General features: G+C 65.3%; 17 protein-coding genes. 14 read left to right on the plus strand and 3 right to left on the minus strand.

Going from position 1 to position 17687, the window contains the following annotated elements:
* The first annotated feature begins 78 nt into the window (after positions 1 to 78).
* On the plus strand, positions 79 to 495 hold the full coding sequence (locus NDB2M1_RS08925; RefSeq protein ID WP_072381461.1) for a nuclear transport factor 2 family protein: 417 nt from the start codon (positions 79 to 81) through the stop codon (positions 493 to 495).
* A gap of 15 nt (positions 496 to 510) precedes the next feature.
* Complete coding sequence (locus NDB2M1_RS08930; protein WP_072381463.1) at positions 511 to 1986, plus strand: aldehyde dehydrogenase; 1476 nt, start codon at positions 511 to 513, stop codon at positions 1984 to 1986.
* 89 nt (positions 1987 to 2075) lie between these two features.
* On the opposite strand, the gene NDB2M1_RS08935 is transcribed toward NDB2M1_RS08930, so the two are convergent.
* Genes NDB2M1_RS08935 through NDB2M1_RS08945 form a run of 3 tightly spaced genes read right to left on the minus strand, consistent with a single transcriptional unit; the run spans position 2076 to position 3676 of the window.
* A complete protein-coding gene (locus NDB2M1_RS08935) occupies positions 2076 to 2816 on the minus strand; it encodes an SDR family oxidoreductase (protein WP_072381465.1) in 741 nt (246 codons plus the stop codon).
* A 9-nt stretch (positions 2817 to 2825) separates the two neighbouring features.
* Complete coding sequence (locus NDB2M1_RS08940; protein WP_072381467.1) at positions 2826 to 3275, minus strand: nuclear transport factor 2 family protein; 450 nt, start codon at positions 3273 to 3275, stop codon at positions 2826 to 2828.
* Between the two features lie 11 nt (positions 3276 to 3286).
* Positions 3287 to 3676, minus strand: coding sequence for a nuclear transport factor 2 family protein (locus tag NDB2M1_RS08945; RefSeq protein WP_072381469.1), 390 nt, complete (start codon positions 3674 to 3676; stop codon positions 3287 to 3289).
* Between the two features lie 80 nt (positions 3677 to 3756).
* On the opposite strand from NDB2M1_RS08945, the gene NDB2M1_RS08950 reads away from it, so the two are divergent.
* From NDB2M1_RS08950 to NDB2M1_RS09005, 12 genes are all read left to right on the plus strand, one after another.
* A complete protein-coding gene (locus NDB2M1_RS08950; protein WP_072381471.1) occupies positions 3757 to 4614 on the plus strand; it encodes a DUF8021 domain-containing protein in 858 nt (285 codons plus the stop codon).
* A gap of 122 nt (positions 4615 to 4736) precedes the next feature.
* Positions 4737 to 6884 (plus strand): PQQ-dependent dehydrogenase, methanol/ethanol family, encoded by a 2148-nt coding sequence (locus NDB2M1_RS08955; protein ID WP_072381473.1) that lies wholly within the window; start codon positions 4737 to 4739, stop codon positions 6882 to 6884.
* Between the two features lie 113 nt (positions 6885 to 6997).
* Positions 6998 to 7495 carry a DUF3237 domain-containing protein gene (locus tag NDB2M1_RS08960; RefSeq protein ID WP_054122415.1) on the plus strand — a complete coding sequence of 166 codons (498 nt, stop codon included), beginning with the start codon at positions 6998 to 7000 and terminating at the stop codon, positions 7493 to 7495.
* A gap of 204 nt (positions 7496 to 7699) precedes the next feature.
* Positions 7700 to 9274: an FAD-binding oxidoreductase gene (locus NDB2M1_RS08965; RefSeq protein WP_083554744.1), complete on the plus strand. Its 1575-nt coding sequence runs from the start codon at positions 7700 to 7702 to the stop codon at positions 9272 to 9274.
* Positions 9271 to 9675 (plus strand): c-type cytochrome, encoded by a 405-nt coding sequence (locus NDB2M1_RS08970; protein WP_054122417.1) that lies wholly within the window; start codon positions 9271 to 9273, stop codon positions 9673 to 9675. Before NDB2M1_RS08965 ends, NDB2M1_RS08970 begins: the two co-directional genes overlap by 4 nt.
* Entirely contained in the window at positions 9675 to 10034 is a 360-nt protein-coding gene (locus NDB2M1_RS08975) for a hypothetical protein (RefSeq protein ID WP_072381475.1), read from the plus strand. Before NDB2M1_RS08970 ends, NDB2M1_RS08975 begins: the two co-directional genes overlap by 1 nt.
* Before the next feature lie 262 nt (positions 10035 to 10296).
* Positions 10297 to 11862 carry a class I adenylate-forming enzyme family protein gene (locus tag NDB2M1_RS08980; RefSeq protein WP_072381476.1) on the plus strand — a complete coding sequence of 522 codons (1566 nt, stop codon included), beginning with the start codon at positions 10297 to 10299 and terminating at the stop codon, positions 11860 to 11862.
* Between the two features lie 102 nt (positions 11863 to 11964).
* Positions 11965 to 14052, plus strand: coding sequence for a PQQ-dependent dehydrogenase, methanol/ethanol family (locus NDB2M1_RS08985; protein ID WP_253185823.1), 2088 nt, complete (start codon positions 11965 to 11967; stop codon positions 14050 to 14052).
* A gap of 44 nt (positions 14053 to 14096) precedes the next feature.
* Positions 14097 to 15521: an aldehyde dehydrogenase family protein gene (locus NDB2M1_RS08990; protein WP_054122421.1), complete on the plus strand. Its 1425-nt coding sequence runs from the start codon at positions 14097 to 14099 to the stop codon at positions 15519 to 15521.
* 73 nt (positions 15522 to 15594) lie between these two features.
* Positions 15595 to 16467, plus strand: a complete 873-nt coding sequence (locus NDB2M1_RS08995; RefSeq protein ID WP_083554745.1) for an amidohydrolase family protein — start codon at positions 15595 to 15597, stop codon at positions 16465 to 16467.
* Positions 16468 to 16472: 5 nt separating this feature from the next.
* Positions 16473 to 16937, plus strand: coding sequence for a protein tyrosine phosphatase family protein (locus NDB2M1_RS09000; RefSeq protein ID WP_072381480.1), 465 nt, complete (start codon positions 16473 to 16475; stop codon positions 16935 to 16937).
* Entirely contained in the window at positions 16895 to 17686 is a 792-nt protein-coding gene (locus NDB2M1_RS09005; RefSeq protein ID WP_072381482.1) for an SDR family NAD(P)-dependent oxidoreductase, read from the plus strand. The genes NDB2M1_RS09000 and NDB2M1_RS09005 overlap by 43 nt, the downstream gene beginning before the upstream one ends.
* Position 17687: the final 1 nt, after the last annotated feature.

Consider the following 17687-nt stretch of genomic DNA (forward strand, 5'->3'; position numbering starts at 1 on the left):
GCGTGCTTGCGCTGATCGTATCATTTGTTAGTGTTTATGGGAGCCGAATCCGGCCATAGCCAAGGGAGAGTCAGCGAGATGCTCGATAGAGCCGCCTACGACCGCTATCTCACCGCGTTCAACGCACGCGATTATGACAAGGTCGCGGACTTCTATGTCGATCCGCCGCGCATGGAATTCTTCGGGATCGTGATCACCTCGCGGCAGGAACTGAAGGACTTCTACGCCTGGCTGCACGACAATGTGGACGAGCATGTGCGCGTGTTGAACTTTGCGGCGGGCGAGACCTGCACGGCGATCGACGCGATCGTGCGGATCACCGCGAAGAAGGACCTCACCCGCGAGGCGCTGGATGCCAAGGGCGCGACGGGGTTCTTTCCGATCACGGCAGGTGAGAGCCAGGAAATCCGCCAGTTCATTTTCTACACCACGCGCGGCGGGCTGATCGAGAAAGTCGAATGCGCCTTGCCGCCGCCGCTTGATGCTTCTGCCTGAAAGGACGTTTTCTCCATGACTTTGCTTCCGCAGGGCGTTTCCATTGCGCATCCCGAGATGCTCTACATCGGCGGCGCGTGGGTAGCTGCGAACAGCGGGCGGCTGATCGAGCTGATCTCGCCCGATACCGAACAGGTCGTGGCGCGGGTGGCCGAGGCGGACACAGCCGATATGGACGCGGCGGTCATGGCGGCGCGCGCGGCGTTCGACCATGGACCGTGGCCGATGATGGCACCGGCGGAGCGGATCGCGGCGTTCCGGCGCATGGTGGGACACCTGCGCGCGCGGGTGGACGAACTGGCGAAGTGCTGGACGGCGCAGATGGGCGGCCTCGCCAGCTTTGCCGGGCCGATGCATGCGGGTTCGGTGGCGGTGCTGGAGGGGCTGGCGGCGATGGCGGAGGGCTTTGCGTTCGTCGAGCAGCGGCCGAGCATGGGGGCGGCGGCGGGGTTCGTCGCCTATGAGCCGGTCGGCGTGGTGGCGGCCATCGCGCCGTGGAACGGGCCGTTCGGGATCATGGCCAACAAGGTCGCCTATGCGCTGCTGGCGGGCTGTCCGGTGATCATGAAGCCTTCGCCGGAAACGCCGCTGGAGGCCTATATCATTGCCGAGGCGGCGGAAGCGGCGGGACTTCCGGCGGGGGTGGTGAACCTCGTCACCGGGCACCGCGAGGCGAGCGATCACCTCGTGTGCAATCCGGGCGTGGACAAGGTGAGCTTCACCGGATCGACCGTGGCGGGGCAGCGCATCGCCTCGGTCTGCGGGGAGCGGATCGCGCGCTGCACGCTCGAATTGGGCGGCAAGTCGGCCGCGCTGGTGCGGGATGACTTTCCCATCGATGTGGCGGCGAAGATGCTGACGGGCACGATCACGATGATGAGCGGGCAAGTCTGCGCCATGCTGAGCCGTGTCATCGTCCCGCGCGCGCGGCATGACGAACTGGCCGAGGCGATTGCGGGCGAGATGGCGAAGGTGGTGATCGGGCATTCGGATGACCCGGCGGCGCACCTGGGGCCGCTGGCGATGGAGCGGCAGCGGGACCGCGTGGAGATGTATATTGCAGAGGGGCGCAAGGTGGCCGATCTGGTCAGCGGTGGCGGGCGGCCCGCGCATCTCAACCAGGGCTTCTTTATCGAGCCGACGCTGTTCGCCAATGTGCCCAACGACAGCCGGATCGCGCAGGAAGAGATCTTCGGACCAGTGCTCAGCCTGATCCCGGCGGAGGACGAGGAGGACATGATCCGCATCGCCAACGAGAGCCGCTTCGGGCTGAATGGCTCGGTGCTGACGCACGATGTCGATGCGGCCTACCGGATCGGGCGGCGGGTGCGCACGGGCGGCTTCGGGCAGAATGGCCTGAGGATGGATTTTGGCCTGCCTTATGGCGGGTTCAAGCAGTCCGGCATCGGGCGCGAAGGCGGGCGCGAGGGGTTCATGGCCTATCTGGAGGTGAAGACCTTGCTGCTGGATGGGGTGCCTTCCAGACTCTAATTGTACCCCGTTCGTGTCGAGCGAAGTCGAGACACCGCACGCCGCGCAAGGTGTCTCGACTTCGCTCGACACGAACGGAAGTGAGTGGGTCAGCCCAGTTCGACGCAGCCGCCGTCGACGTACAAGTCCACGCCGTTGATGAAGCTGGCTTCCTTGCTGGCGAGGAACAGGACGGCGCGGGCGACTTCTTCCGCCTCGCCCATGCGGCCCATGGGGACCACGCCGCCGAGCATCGCTCGGGTGGCCTCGATTTCGGCCTCGCTGGCGCCGCGCTTGAAGATTTCGGTTTCGGTCGGGCCGGGGCTGACCATGTTGACGCGGATCTGGCGGGGGAGGAGCTCTTTGCCCACCGTCCGGGCCATCGCGCGCAGGCCCGCCTTGGCCGCAGCATAGGCGACGTTCCCCGCCAGCGCGAGTTCGCTGCCGATCGAGCCGGTGATGACGATCGCGCCGCCGTCGCGCAGCAGTGGCAGCGCGGACTGGATCGCGAAGAACGCGCCGCGCAGATTCACGTTGTGGATGCCGTCCCAGAAGTCCTCGGTCACATGCGGCATCGCGGCGAACCCGCCAACCCCGGCGTTGACAAAAAGGACGTCGATCCCGCCGAGGCTGTGCTCGATTTCGGCAAGCGCGGCCTGCGTCTGCACCACATCGCCCATGTCGCTGGCTATGCCGAGTGCGCCCAACTCTTCGGCGGCGGCGGCCAGGGTATCGCGGTTGCGGCCGGTGATCGCGAGTTTGGCGCCCTCGGCGGCGAACATCCTTGCGGCGGCGAGGCCGATCCCGGCATTGCCGCCGAGGATGACGACGCATTTGTCGGTAAAGCGCATGGGCCCCCCTCAGAACATCGTGTTGGTGTTTGCGGCGGTTTCGGGGACCGGACTGATCACGTCCCAGTGTTCCATGACCTTGCAGCCCTCGACGCGGAAGATGTCCACCACCGCGAAGCCGCGCTTCTGTTCGGGGGTGCCATCCTCCTGCCAGCCATGGCTGTGCACGGCGACGAGGTTGCCGTCCGCGATGATGCGGCGGATATCGGTTTTCTGACCCCGATTGCCTTCGACGAACTTGGTGAGGAATTGGATCGCGGCTTCGCGGCCGGTCTGGGCGTAGGGATTGTGCTGGATATAGCCCGGATCGACCCACGTCTCGAACGAGGAGCGCACTTTCTTCTCGATGTAGAATTCCTGCATGAACTGGGTGACGACCTGCTTGGGGGTGAGCTTGCAGGTTTCCGCGTGGGCAGAGGGGGCAGCGAGCAGGGCGAGGGCGATGAGGGCGCGGCGCATGGGGTTTCCTTTCAGAACATCGAGTTGGGATTGACGGGATGGGCGGGTACGTCCTGCAGCACATCCCAGTGCTCGACGATCATGCCGCCTTCGCAGCGGAAGATATCGACAACGGCAAGGCCGGGATCGCCAGGCCAGCGTTCGACATGGGTGTGGACGATGACGTGGTCGCCGTCGGCAAAGCTGCGGTGGATGGTCTGCTTCGCATCAGGGGATTCCACCTTCACATGATCGAGGAAATCCTTGAGCGCCTGCACGCCGGGCGGTGCGAGCATCGAGTGCTGGATGTAGTCCGGCGCAATGTAACGATCGACCGCGCTGCTATCCATCGCGATGAGGACCTTGTGGTACATTGCGATCACGAGGTCATGGTTGGCCTGTTCGGCGGCGGTTCGCGCCATCGACTCTCTCCCCTTTTATTCTAACATTTGATACGGTATGCCGGAAAGCGAAGGGCGGTAAAGCCCCCATGGGAGAGATTATGGACCGCGTTGGTCTCTATGCCGCACTCGATCAGTTCCTGGCCGCTTTGAACGCGCGGGATCATACCCGGCTGACCTGGGCCAAGGGCGCACAGCATAGCGAAAACAATGTGATGCTGGAGATCGGTGACGGGGTTTGGGGCACGATCCAGCGGCTGGGTGACTACCAGCTGCGCTTTGCCGATACGCGCACGGGCCAAGTCGGTTACTTCGGCACGGTGATCGAGGCGATCGAGGAATCCGCCTTCACGCTGCGGCTGAAGATCGGCGATGCGGGGGCGATTGCCGAGTGCGAGATGCTGATCGTGCGGCAGTCCGACAGCGGCATCAAGTTCGAGAACCCGCGCTACTGGGACAAGCCGATCCTGCACCGAGAAGTCGTGGCGCCGGTGCCGCGCGATGAGATGGTGCGGCTCTCCAACGGCTATTTCGATACGCTGCAGCGGAATGACGGGACGATCCACACGAAGTTCCATCCCGATTGCAACCGCGTCGAGAACGGCGTGCAGACCACGCGCAATCCGGAGTTTGCCAAGATCGTGCCGGTCTCCGCGCTCGGCTGCGAGGAGCAGTTCCGCATGGGCAACTACCGCTATGACGACGACTTGCGCGCGCGGCGCTTTCCGCTGGTGGACGAGGAGCGCGGGCTGGTGTTGGCCTATGGCTTCATCGACCATTCGGGGCGCATCGACGAATACCAGCTGACCGACGGGCGGACGGTGAAAAGCCCGGTGCGGCGGCCGCACAGCTTCTACATTTCCGAGCTGTTCAAGATCGACCACGGCATGATCGAGCAGATCGAGGCGAACTTCATCACGGTGCCGTACCGGATGCCAAGCCCATGGGATTCGCTGTGATGCGGGTGTTGGCGCGGGCGTCTGTGCGGGCATGCTTCGACAAGCTCAGCATGAGCGGGGTTGGGAGAGTGCGGCTTAAACAAACCCCGCTCACCCTGAGCCTGTCGAAGGGTGCTTGCGCGATGCTGGCGGCATTGGCCCTCGGCGCCGCGCCGCCGATGGTAGGGGCAGGGGCCGAATGGACGAGCCCGGGCGGGGACGCGGGCAAGACGCATCATTCGGTGCTGACGCAGATCAACGCGGCGAACGTCGGCTCGCTTGGGCTGGCGTGGCAGGCTGAACTGGGCACCGCGCGGGGGATGGAAGCGACGCCGGTCATGGTCGGCGGGGTGCTCTATACTTCGGGCGTGGCGGGCCGCGCCTATGCCTTCGATGCGGCGACCGGCAAGCAGCTCTGGGCGTTCGAGCCCGATATCGACATGCAGCTCAATCGCACCGCCTGCTGCGACATGGTCAACCGCGGCGTTGCGGTGGCGCGGGGCAAGGTCTTTGTCGCGACGCTCGACGGCTGGATGTACGCGCTCGATGCGAAGACCGGCGCGGTGGTGTGGAAGACCGACTTCATCGAGAACCGCCGGAAGGGCGACAATTCCACCGGCGCGCCGGAAGTGGCGGGCGATGTCGTCGTGATCGGCATGGGCGGCGCGGAATACGATGTGCGCGGCTATGTGACCGCGCTCGATCTGGAGACGGGCAAGCTGCGCTGGCGCTGGCATGTGGTGCCGAAGGATCCGGCATTGGGTCCGCAGGAAACGCCCGAACTGGAAGCGGCGCTGGGGACCTGGGACCCCAAGAGCCGCTGGGACATCGGCGGCGGCGGCGCGCCTTGGGATGCCATCGCGTTCGATCCCGAGACGGGCTTTCTGCTGGTCGGCACCGGCAATGGCGGGCCTTATGCCACCTCCAAGCGCAGCCCGGCGGGGGGTGACAACCTCTATCTCGGCAGCCTTGTCGCGCTCGATCCGAAGACGGGCCGCATGGTCTGGCACTATCAGGAAACGCCGGGGGACAACTGGGACTTCACCTCGACCCAGCCGCTTATCCTGACGCACCTGAAGGTGGATGGCGCGGACCGTTCGGTGATCCTCCATGCGCCCAAGAACGGCTTTCTCTATGTGATCGACCGGGGAACCGGCAAACTGCTCAAGGCCAATCCGCTGGTGCGGATGAACTGGGCCAAGGGGATCGACCAGGCGACGGGCCGGCCGATCCTGACGCCGGGGGAAAGCGACTATACCAATGGGCCGAAGATCGTGTTTCCGGCGACACCCGGCGCGCGCAACTGGCATCCCGCGTCGTTCGATCCGGCGACGGGACTCTATTATGCGGCGGTGCTCGATCTGGGGAACCTGATCTTCATGACGCCGGGGCAGAAGCCCTTGAAAGCGCGCGGGCTCAACAACGATGCGGCACTGATCTTCACCACCGATGTCAAGGACGCGCTGGGCGCGTTCCCCGCGCCGATGGCCGATGCGGTGCGTGCGCTGCCGGCCTATGCCGAGGCGCTGAAGGACCCGGGTACTGCGCAGATCCGGGCGATCGAACCGCTGACGGGCAAGACCGTGTGGGCGGCGAACACAGCCGGATGGCAGGACCGCGCAGGCGTGCTGACGACGGCTTCGGGGCTTCTGATCCACGGCGATGTGGGCGGTCGGCTCTACGTGCGCGAGACGAAGACGGGCAAGGTGCTCAAGACCATCGAGACGGGCACGCCGATCATGGCCGCGCCGATGACCTATCAGGTGAACGGCGTGCAGTACGTGGCGGTCATGGCCGGGTGGGGCGGGGGCGGGTTCCCGTTCGTGCCGCGCTATGCGGCCGCCTATGACCGAGGGAACATGAACAGGCTGCTGGTGTTCAAGCTGGGTGGGGGGAAGGTCACGCTGCCGCCGCTGCTGCCGCCCCTCGAAGTCGCGCCCGAACCTCCCGCGCAGGCGACGGGCGTCACGGCGGAGACCATCGCGCGCGGGCAGGGGCTGTTCTTCGGCAATTGCGCGATCTGCCATGCCAACCGGCACCGCTCGATCACCCCGGACCTCCGGCGCATGCAGCCGGGGACGCACGCAATGTTCCGCGAGATCGTGCTCGAAGGCGCGCTCGTGCCGGGGGGGATGCCCCGCTGGGACGATGTGCTCTCGTCCGGGGATGCCGATGCGATCCACGCCTATCTGATCGACCAGCAGAAGCAGACGCGGGCCGACGAGCTGGCGAAGCAGAAGGCGGGCAAGCCGCTCGACGGGCCGAGCCTGACGATCTTGAGCAATTATTGAACCCCATCCCCCCGTTCGTGTCGAGCGAAGTCGAGACACCGAGCGCCGCGTGTGGTGTCTCGACTTCGCTCGACACGAACGGGGTGAGGGCTGGTCTAAGGAGAGGTGCGCACATGGACTTTTCGACGCTCGACAATCCCCGGCTGGAGTTCGCTTTTGCCTGCACCCTGCAGTTCACGCGGGTGCAGGCGGTGCCGGATGTGCCTTCGGGCGGCATGCGCAGCGCGGTCTATGTCGATAGCGGGACGTTCGAGGGGCCGCGGCTGAAGGGCCGGGCGGTGCCCAATTCGGGGGGGGATTATGCTCTGTTCCGGCCTGATGACACGGCGGTGTTCGACGCGCGCTACATGCTCGAAGTCGATGACGGCACGCTGATCTACATGCAGAACAAGGGGTTCCTGTGGGGACGTGAGCCGGGGACGATGGACCGGCTGCGGCAGTGGGCCTTTGCCGGGGGCGCGCCGGTGCCGCATGCCGAATACTACCTGCGCGCGCAGCCGACCTTCGAGACGAGCAAGGGCCCGCACGACTGGCTGACGCGGCACGTGTTCATCGGCGTCGGCGAGCGGCGGCCGGATGGCAACCACGTGCGGTATTATGCGCTGACGTGAGCTTTTCAAATCCGTTCGCCCCGAGCGAAGTCGAGGGGCCAGTTCGAGCGAAGCCGAGAACACCGCGCGAGGCCTCGACTTCGCTCGGCCAATGTCCCTCGACTTCGCTCGGGACGAACGGGGTTGCGAGACCGCTTGACGGACTGCCTTGTTCTCGCCACAACGATAACAAATGGTAGAAAATAAGCATGGGAGAATCTGCCGGTGAAGCTGCACCTGCCGCCGCGCGTCAGCCCCAGGACCTTCGATGCCATGCTCACCGCTGCGGCGGGGGTGGTCGGCAAGGACTGGGTCATGGCGAGCGATGCCGACCGCGACGCCTATTCGGATGTCTATGCGCCGGGCTCTCCGGAGGAATGGCCCGCCAGCGCCGCGATTGCGCCTGCGAGCGTCGAGGAAGTGCGCGCGATCGTGCGGCTGGCGAACGAGCACAAGACGCCGCTCTGGCCGGTCGCGCGTGGCAAGAACCTTGGGTACGGGACGGCGGCGCCACGTATGGCGGGCTCCATCGTGCTCGATCTCGGACGGATGAACCGGATCCTCGAGCTTGATGCAAAGCTCGCCTATTGCGTGGTCGAGCCGGGGGTAGGTTTTTTCGACCTGTATGAGGCGGTTCAGCGCGAGAAGCTGCCGCTGTGGCTTTCGGTGCCGGGCAATGCCTGGGGTTCGGTGCTGGGGAACGCGCTTGAGCATGGCATCGGGTATACGTCCTACGGCCTTCATGCGCGCAACTTGTGCGGGATCGAGGCGGTGCTGCCCGATGGCGATCTGGTGCGCACCGGGATGGGCGCGATGACGGGCAATCCGGCCTGGCATCTGTTTCCGATGAGCTACGGGCCGACGTTCGACCTCGCGTTCTCGCAGTCCAACCTCGGCATCGTGACCAAGGCGGGCGTGTGGATGCAGCCCGCGCCGGAGAGCTCGCTCGAACTGGTGTTCGACATCCCGGCGGCGGAAGATATCGGCTGGGTGATCGACACTATCGCCCCGCTCAAGATCTCCGGGCTGATCGACCAGAACGTGTTCGTGCCCTCCTGGCTCGGCAAGATGGTGCTGAAAGGCCAGCGCAAGGATTTCTGGGACAAGCCCACGGCGATCCCGGAAGCGCGGGTGCAGGAACTGCTCAAGGAGCACAAGCTGGGCTACTGGCAGGTGGCGCTGCGGCTCTACGGCGAGGAAGGCGTGGTCAAGGCCAAGGCCGATGTGGTCAAGGCGGCGATGAAGCGCAATCTGGCCGCGCCGCCGGAGGAGCACTGGTGGCACCCGGGCGACTACATCCACGGGGTCGAGATCACGATGGGTGTGCCGTCTGCCGTGCCCTTGCAGATGAGCGACTGGATCGGCGGGCGCGGGGCGCACATGGGCTTTTCGCCGGTGGTGCCGGCGACGGGCAAACATGTGCTCGATCAGATGCACCGCAGCCGCAAGATCATCGCGGACTTCGATGTCGATTTCTACGCGAGCTTCACGATCGGCGGGCGCTTTGCCAACAACGTCAACATGCTGATGTACGACCGCGACAATGCGGCGGAAGTTGCGAAGATGCGGCGCCTGTTCGACACCTTGATCACCGAGACGGCGAAGGCGGGCTATGCCGAATACCGCACGCATCTGGGCTGGATGGACCCGGTGATGGATACCTTCGATTTCAACGGCCACGCGCTGCGCCGGTTCGGCGAGAAGGTGAAGAACGCGCTCGATCCCAATGGGGTGGTGGCGCCGGGCAAGCAGGGGATCTGGCCTGCCGCCTATGCGGATCAGAGAGGAGGCAAGGCATGAAGCGGTTTGTCTTCGCTGCCGCGATGCTGACTTGCGCGGCTTCGGTTGCCGCCCTGCCGCCCGGTCCTCCGCCGGGACCGCCGCCGCCCTACCAGATGCGGCCCGTGGCACCTGCGGGTGACCGGCTGAAGCCGGGTGGGGACGGCAAGACGCTGTTCGAGGTGCACTGCGGCTATTGCCATCTGACCGGAGGGATGGGCACCAACCTGCTCACCAAGCAGCGGATGATGATGGGCGAGACACCGGACAAGGGCCTGCTCGCCAATCGCACCGACCTGACGGCGGACTACGTCAAGAGCGTGGTGCGCATGGGCAAGGGCGCGATGCCGGGACAGACCAAGGTGGACGTGACCGACGTCGAGCTGGACGCGGTTGCCAGGTACCTCGGGAAGGCGGGCTGATGCGGACGGATCGGCGCGGGGTGCTGAAAGGCGGGGCGCTGGCGGGCGTTGCTGTGGCGGTGCCGGTGGGCGCGCGGGCGGCTCAGGGTGCAGCCTTGGTGGTCTATGATAGCCGTCTGCCCGAATCCGCGAGTTTTGGCGGCGGTCACGGGATCGACCTTGCGCACGTTTCGCTGCGGGATGCCCATGGCCTGCTGGCGAGCGCGGTGCAGGTCGAGGGGCTGACGCGGTGGAGCGATTGGACCGTGCTGCGCGGTCTGCTCGAAGAACAGGGGCTGCGGCGGACGGCGGAGACGCGCTTGCAGGCGCCGCTTTCCGGGCATGACGGGCTGCTGCGCTGGACCATGACGGCGCGCTGACAGCATATTTCCCCACGTGAAACTTGACCGCCCCGGAGCGTTTCGCTGTGCGCCCGGTCCGCGCCTAGAGGGAAGGGGTTGCTCCTGCCTCTGCGGGCAGGGCTGCTTGAACCGCCGGGCAAGCTGATTTAGTATGCAACACTAACAATCGGCGCCGGATGATCGGAGTCGGGAGAGAGCTTGCTGTCATGGCCGGCACGGCGGAACCGCTTGGGCCAAGCGGCCCCCGGCCCGGACATCAACCTTTGGGGATAAAAGCACAATGCGTGCCATCGACTATTTCGACCGCGGCCATGACCGGGATCCTTCGCGTCTGGCGATCATCGATACCGCGACCGGCCTCAAGCTGACTTTTGCCGAGACCAAGGCGCTCTCCGAACGGATCGCCGCCGCGCTCCAGAAGCACGGATTCGAGAACCAGGACCTGCTTGGGCTTTATGGCCCGAACGACGGGATGCTGCTCGTGGTGCTGCTCGCGATGTGGCGGGCCAATGGGAAGTGGATCCCGGTCAACACGCGCAACGCGATCGATGCCAACGCGGGCTACATCAATTACGTGCGGCTGAAGTGGCTGGTCTATCACTCGTCGAAGGCGGATGAAGTCCAGCAGATCAAGGACCTTTGCCCCACGCTCCAGCATTTCGTGTGCCTCGACAAGCGCATGGGCGATGACCCGAGCCTCGAGGAGTTCATGGCCGGGACCAGCGAGGCCGATTTCGTCGAGCCCGCAATCGATGCCTTCGCCAACCTGATGGACATGGTCGGCATTTTCCCGACCGGCGGCACGACCGGCCCTTCGAAGGGCGCCAACGTGACCAACCTCGGCTGGGGCACGATGATCGAGACCGCGGCGGACGGCATGGGCGGGCGGACGGACAGCCCGGTCGCGCTGGTCTCCGCGCCGATCACCCATGCGGCGGGGCCGATCGCGCTTTCGACGCTTAGCCTGGGCGCGACGCAGGTGATCCTGCCCGGCTTCGATGCCGAGGACGTGCTGCGCACGATCGCGGCGTACAAGGTCACGCACATGTACCTCCCGCCGACGGCGATGTACCAGTGCCTTGCCAGCCCGGAGATCGGCCAGCACGACTATTCGTCGCTGAAGATCTTCATCCTCGTCGGTTCGCCCTGCAGCCCGGAAAAGCTGCGGCAGGCGGTGGAAATCTTCGGGCCCTGCATGTGCCAGGCCTATGGGCAGGTGGAGTGCCCGATGATCGTCGCGTGGTTCCCGCCCGAGGACGTCGCCAAGTTCGCCTATGAAGCGCCGGAAAAGCTGGCCGCCTGCGGCAAGCCGACGCGCTCGATCAAGGTCACGCTGATGGATGACGACGGCAATCACATGCCGGTGGGAGAAGCGGGCGAAATCTGCGTGCGCGGCGCGCTGGTGACGCATTCCTACTTCGAAAAGCCCGAGGAAACCGCCGAAATCCGGAAGTTCGGCTGGCACCACACCGGCGACGTCGGCAAGTTCGACAAGGACGGATATCTCTACATCGTCGACCGCAAGAAGGACATGGTCGTCTCCGGCGGGTTCAACGTGTTCACCGCAGAAGTCGAGGCAGCGGTGACCGAACTCGCCGCCGTGCGCGAGGCCTGTGTCTTCGGCATCCCGCACGAGAAGTGGGGCGAGCAGGTCCATGCCGTCGTCGTGGCGGACGGGATCACCGAGGCGGAGATCATCGCCCATGCCAAGGAGCGGCTGGGCGGGGTTAAGGCGCCCAAGTCGGTCGAGTTCATCTCCGCTATCCCGCGCACCGCTGCGGGCAAGATGGACAAGAAGGAACTGCGCAAAAAGTACTGGGGCGATGCGCAGCGTATGGTGAATTGATCCCAGCTGGTTTAAACACCCGATTAAAGAGTCCCTGCGGCAGGCAGGGCCCGCAAGGAGAGGCACACAGGTATGCGCGTTTCGTTGGTTCGCAAGCTGGCCATGGCATCGGTTCTCGCGCTGGGTGTCGGGGCTGTCGCGCAATCAGGCGCGGTGGCCGGGGTGACCGACGCGATGCTGCGGAATGTGCCGGCGGGCGAATGGCTGAGCTATGGCCGCGATTATGCCGAACAGCGCTATTCGCCGCTGACGCTGATCAACGAGTACAACGCCGACCAGCTGGGCCTCGCCTGGTATGCAGATATGGACACCGCGCGCGGGCAGGAAGCCACCCCGCTGGTGCATGACGGGGTGCTCTACGTCTCGACCGCATGGTCGATGGTGAAGGCCTACGATGCGAAGACCGGCAAGCCGCTGTGGGCCTTCGATCCCAAGGTGCCGCGCGAGACGCTGGTGCGCACCTGCTGCGACGCGGTGAACCGGGGCGTCGCGCTCTATGGCGACAAGCTCTTCGTCGCCGCGCTCGATGGCCGCCTGATCGCGCTCGACCAGATGACCGGGAAGGTGATCTGGTCGAAGGTGACGGTGCCCAACCAGACCGATTACACCATCACCGGCGCGCCGCGCATCGTGAAGGGTCGCGTGCTGATCGGCGCGGCGGGTTCGGAATACAAGGCGCGCGGGTATCTGGCGGCCTATGATCCGGAAACGGGCAAGGAAGTCTGGCGCTTCAATACGGTGCCGGGCAACCCTGCCAAGGGCTTCGGCGTCGAAGGCGTCAACAAGGCAGCGCATGAGGCGGCGGCCAAGACCTGGGGCAACAAGTGGTGGACCCTCGGCGGCGGCGGCACCGTGTGGGATTCGATCACCTACGATCCCGAAACCAACCTCGTCCTCTTCGGCACGGGCAACGCCGAGCCGTGGAATCCTGCCGCCAATGGCCGCGAGGGTGACAGCCTCTACACCTCCTCGATCGTCGCGGTGAACGCGGACACCGGGCAGTACGCGTGGCACTTCCAGGAAACCCCGGAAGACCGCTGGGACTTCGACTCCGACCAGCAGATTACCATCGCCGACGTGATGATCGGCGGCGAAAAGCGCCATGTCGCCATGCATGCGCCCAAGAACGGGCATGTCTATGTGCTCGACGTGAAGACCGGCAAGTTCCTCTCGGCCACGCCGTGGGTGCCGGTGAACTGGGCGACGAAGATCGATCCCGAGACGGGCCGCCCGACGATCAACCCGGATGCGCAGTACGAGAAGACTGGCAAGCCCTTCGTGAGCCTGCCCGGTGCGGTCGGCGCGCATTCGTGGCAGCCGCAGAGCTACAGCCCGAAGACCGGATACCTTTATATTCCGACCAATCTCGCCGCATTCCCCTACATGGCGGCAGCGGGCTGGAAGCCGACCGACATCGGGTTCCAGACGGGGCTCGACGGCTATGCCGTGGCCATGCCGGCGGATGCCAAGGTGCAGGCCGGTGCCAAGGCCGCGACGACCGGCCAGCTGGTGGCGTGGGACGTCGCGAACCGGAAGCCGGCGTGGAAGGTCGATCTCAAGGGGCCGTCGAACGGCGGCGTGCTCTCGACTGCGGGCAACCTCGTGTTCCAGGGCACAGCTTCGGGCGAATTCGTTGCGTACACGGCGAACAGGGGTGAGCGACTGTGGTCGTTCCCGGCGCAGACCGGCATCATCGCCGCGCCGATGACCTATGCGATCGACGGCGAGCAATATGTCGCGATCATGGTCGGCTGGGGCGGCGTCTGGGATATCGCCACCGGTGTGCTGGCCGACAAGGCGGGCACGACGCGCAACATCAGCCGCCTGCTCGTATTCAAGCTGGGTGCCAAGGGGCAGCTGCCCGACGCGCCGCCGATGAACCAGATGGTGCTCGATCCGCCGCCGTTCACCGGCACCGTGGCGCAGGCGACCAAGGGCGGGCAGCTCTATGGCCGGTACTGCTCGGTCTGCCATGGCGATGCGGCGGTTTCGGGCGGGCTGAACCCCGATCTGCGTCACTCGGCGATCATCAATTCGGCCGATGCGCTGAAGGCCGTGGTGATCGGCGGACAGCTTCACGAGCTTGGCATGGTTTCGTTCAAGTCGGCGCTCAAGCCGGCTGACGCGGAGGCGATCCGGATGTATCTTGTGAAGCGTGCCAACGAGGACAAGGCGCTGGCATCGCGCTGACAAACTGCTATACGTTAGAACAATACTAGAGGACGGAGAGACTCATGACCAAACTCTACCCCAATCTGATCGATGGCGAACTGGTTACCACGGCGAAGACCCTCGACGTGGTGAACCCGGCGAACGAGCAGGTGATCGGCCAGGTGCCGGCCTGCGGCGCCGAAGAGCTTGACCGCGCCGTGGCCGCCGCCCGCCGCGCCTTCAAGACCTGGTCGAAGACCCCGGTCGACGAGCGCCGCGTGGTGATCCAGAAGATGGCCGCCGCGATCGACGCCAACTTCGACGAACTCTTCCGCCTCCTCACCTCGGAGCAGGGCAAGCCGCACCAGCAGGCCCAGTTCGAAATCGGCGGCTGCTCGGCGATGATGAACGCGCAGTCGACGCTGACCCTCGAAGAGACGATCAACGAGGACAGCGAGACCCGTCTCAGCCGCACCCGCCGCGTGCCGGTCGGCGTTGTCGGCGGCATCGTGCCGTGGAACTTCCCGCTGCTGATGGCGGTGCAGAAGATCGCCCCGGCGATGCTTGCGGGCTGCACCATCGTGCTCAAGCCCTCGCCGTTCACGCCGCTGACCACGCTGCGCTTTGCCGAACTGATCGCGGACATCGTGCCTGCCGGCGTCGTCAACATCATCACCGGCGAGGATGCCCTCGGCCCGATGATCACCGCGCACCCGGATATCGACAAGATCACTTTCACCGGCTCGACCGCGACCGGCAAGAAGATCATGGAAGGCGCCTCGAAGGACCTCAAGCGCATCACGCTCGAGCTCGGCGGCAACGACGCCTCGATCGTGCTGCCCGACGCGGACGTGCAGAAGGTGGCCGAGCAGCTGTTCTGGTCGAGCTTCACCAACGCGGGCCAGATCTGCGTGGCGGCCAAGCGCATCTACATCCACGAGGACATCTATGACGAGCTGAGCGCGGCGATTGCCGAATACGCGAAGAACGTGAAGGTGGGTGACGGCTCGGAGCAGGGCACCGGCGTGGGCCCGATCCAGAACAAGAAGCAGTTCGAGCGCGTGTGCGAACTGATCCAGGACGCCAAGGACAACGGCTACAAGTTCCTCGTCGGCGGCGATGTCGATCCCTCGGGCTCGGGCTACTACGTGCCGATCACCATCCTCGACAACCCGCCGGAAGACGCGCGCATCGTGGCGGAAGAGCAGTTCGGCCCGGTCATGCCGCTGATGAAGTTCTCGAGCGACGATGAAGTGATCGCGCGCGCGAACAACTCGGAATACGGCCTTGCCGGTGCGGTCTGGACCAAGGACACCGAGCGCGGCGTCAAGATCGCCGAGCAGCTCGAAACGGGTACGGTGTGGATCAACGAGTTCCTCCACCTCTCGCCCTTCGCGCCCTTCGGCGGCCACAAGCAGTCCGGCTTCGGCGCCGAGTACGGCATCGAGGGCCTGAAGGAGTTCACCTACAGCCAGGTGATCACCGTCAAGAAGGACGCGCTCGTCTGAGAGCCTGTTGAGTGACGTTGCGGCCCCGCCGACCCGGCGGTCGGCGGGGCCGTTTGTTTTGAGGACTACCCCGATGCCCATCGATATTTCGAAGATAAAGGCCATCGACGTGCATGTGCATGCCGAGGTTTCGTGCCACGATCCGGAAGATCCGGTGATGGGCAAGTTCTTCGATGCGGCGTCGGCCTATTTCAAGGCCCCCCGCGAGCGGCCCAAGATGCCCGAGATCGTCGAGATCTACCGCGAGCAGCAGATCGCCTTCTGCATGTTCACGGTGGACGCTGAAAGCGGCATGGGCGCCAAGCGGGTCTCGAACTATGAAGTCGCCGAAATGGCGCTCAAGAACGACGACATCTGCATCGCCTTTGCCTCGATCGACCCGCACAAGGGCAAGTTCGGCGCGCGCGAGGCGCGCGATCTGATCGAGAACTACGGGGTCAAGGGCTTCAAGTTCCACGGCATCGTGCAGAACGCGCACCCGGCCGACCGCATGGCCTACCCGATCTACGAAGTGATTGCCGAGCACAAGCTGCCCGCGATCTTCCACACCGGCCATTCGGGCATGGGCACCGGCATGCGCGGCGGCGGCGGGATGCGGCTCAAGTATGGCCAGCCGATGCTGATCGACGATGTCGCGGTCGATTTCCCCGATATGAAGATCATTCTGGCGCACCCCTCGTGGCCGTGGGTCGACGAGAGCCTGTCGATGGCGCTGCACAAGGACAACGTGTTCATCGACCTCTCGGGCTGGTCACCGAAGTATTTCGCGCCGCAGATCATCCAGTATGCCAATACGCAGCTGAAACATAAGATGCTGTTCGGCAGCGATTTTCCGCTGATCCACCCGCAGAAGTGGATCGAAGCCGCGCTCAAGGTCGGCTTCCGCGAGGATGTGCTGCCCGGGATCATGAAGGACAACGCGGTGCGCCTGCTGGGGCTGGCCTGAGCGCCATGACCGCAGACCCGGCCGATATCCGCGGCTGGCAACGGCTGAGCGGAGAGATCACCACTTCGGGGCGGCTTGAAGAGGCCGATGTCGCACGGCTGGCAGCGCTCGGGGTCAGGCAGGTGGTCAACCTCGCGCTCGACAGCCATCCCGAAGCGCTGGCGGAAGAAGGCGTGAAACTTGCTGCCGAGGGGATCGCCTACACGCACATCCCGGTGCCCTTCGATGCGCCGCAGGAAGCGCATTACGAGGCGTTCCGCGCCGCGCTGGAGACCGGGCCGACCCCGGTCCACGTTCATTGTATCATGAACTGGCGCGTCTCGGCGTTCTTCTATCGGCTGAACCGGGATGAGCGCGGGATGCCGGAGCACGAGGCGCGCGCGCTGATGGTGCAGCAATGGGAGCCCGACGCTTCGGACAAGCCCGAATGGGCGGTCTGGGCCGACTTTATCGCATCGAAGGCAAGGTGATGGATTTCGCAGGCCAGCACCTGGTCATCACCGGCGCTTCAACCGGGATCGGCAAGGCGACGGCGGCGCGCGTTGTGCGCGGCGGTGCGCGGGTGACGCTGATTGCGCGGCGCGGGGAGTTGCTTGCCGATCTGTGCGCGGAACTCGGCGCGGGCGCGGGCTGGGCAGCGGCGGATGTCGGCAGGCAGGACCAGCTGATCGCGGCGCTCGACAGCGCTGTTGCGCAGCATGGGCCAATCGATGCGCTGTTTCTGAATGCGGGGACGGGCGGAACATTCGCGCCGCTGGAGCACTATTCGGACGACGCTTTCGATGCGCTGATGGCGGTGAATATGCAGGCACCGTTCTGGGCGGTGCGCCACGTGCTGCCCGCGATGAAGGCGCGTGGGCAGGGTTCGATCCTGATTACCGGCAGCCTTGCTTCGGAACGGGGCATGGCGATGAACGTGGCCTATGTGATGAGCAAGCACGCGGTGCTTGGCCTTGCGCGGGCTGCGGCGCTGGAAGGGGCTGCACATGGCGTGCGCGTGAATTGCCTCGTGCCGGGCTTCATCGATACGCCGCTGCTCGATGGCGTGCCCGCCGAGCAGCTGACCTCGCTCGCCGCCAATGTGCCGCAAGGGCGGCTGGGTTCGCCGGAAGACGTGGCGGAAGTCGCCGCCTTCCTGCTTTCGAGCGCCGCCGCGCATGTCACCGGCCAGAGCTGGGCGGTGGATGGCGGCGTGCTAGGTACTCTTGCCGTCAGGTAAC

It is taken from the genome of Novosphingobium sp. NDB2Meth1 (assembly GCF_900117425.1).
GTDB lineage: Bacteria > Pseudomonadota > Alphaproteobacteria > Sphingomonadales > Sphingomonadaceae > Novosphingobium.

Coding starts and splice junctions, on each gene's coding strand:
- NDB2M1_RS08955 (WP_072381473.1), top strand. CDS start 4,737: ATGCTGGCGGCATTGGCCCTCGGCGCCGCGCCGCCGATGGTAGGGGCA.
- NDB2M1_RS08925 (WP_072381461.1), top strand. CDS start 79: ATGCTCGATAGAGCCGCCTACGACCGCTATCTCACCGCGTTCAACGCA.
- NDB2M1_RS08940 (WP_072381467.1), bottom strand. CDS start 3,275: ATGCGCCGCGCCCTCATCGCCCTCGCCCTGCTCGCTGCCCCCTCTGCC.
- NDB2M1_RS08950 (WP_072381471.1), top strand. CDS start 3,757: ATGGACCGCGTTGGTCTCTATGCCGCACTCGATCAGTTCCTGGCCGCT.
- NDB2M1_RS09005 (WP_072381482.1), top strand. CDS start 16,895: ATGGGCGGTCTGGGCCGACTTTATCGCATCGAAGGCAAGGTGATGGAT.
- NDB2M1_RS08970 (WP_054122417.1), top strand. CDS start 9,271: ATGAAGCGGTTTGTCTTCGCTGCCGCGATGCTGACTTGCGCGGCTTCG.
- NDB2M1_RS08930 (WP_072381463.1), top strand. CDS start 511: ATGACTTTGCTTCCGCAGGGCGTTTCCATTGCGCATCCCGAGATGCTC.
- NDB2M1_RS08990 (WP_054122421.1), top strand. CDS start 14,097: ATGACCAAACTCTACCCCAATCTGATCGATGGCGAACTGGTTACCACG.
- NDB2M1_RS08945 (WP_072381469.1), bottom strand. CDS start 3,676: ATGGCGCGAACCGCCGCCGAACAGGCCAACCATGACCTCGTGATCGCA.
- NDB2M1_RS08985 (WP_253185823.1), top strand. CDS start 11,965: ATGGCATCGGTTCTCGCGCTGGGTGTCGGGGCTGTCGCGCAATCAGGC.
- NDB2M1_RS08995 (WP_083554745.1), top strand. CDS start 15,595: ATGCCCATCGATATTTCGAAGATAAAGGCCATCGACGTGCATGTGCAT.
- NDB2M1_RS08960 (WP_054122415.1), top strand. CDS start 6,998: ATGGACTTTTCGACGCTCGACAATCCCCGGCTGGAGTTCGCTTTTGCC.
- NDB2M1_RS08980 (WP_072381476.1), top strand. CDS start 10,297: ATGCGTGCCATCGACTATTTCGACCGCGGCCATGACCGGGATCCTTCG.
- NDB2M1_RS08975 (WP_072381475.1), top strand. CDS start 9,675: ATGCGGACGGATCGGCGCGGGGTGCTGAAAGGCGGGGCGCTGGCGGGC.
- NDB2M1_RS09000 (WP_072381480.1), top strand. CDS start 16,473: ATGACCGCAGACCCGGCCGATATCCGCGGCTGGCAACGGCTGAGCGGA.
- NDB2M1_RS08935 (WP_072381465.1), bottom strand. CDS start 2,816: ATGCGCTTTACCGACAAATGCGTCGTCATCCTCGGCGGCAATGCCGGG.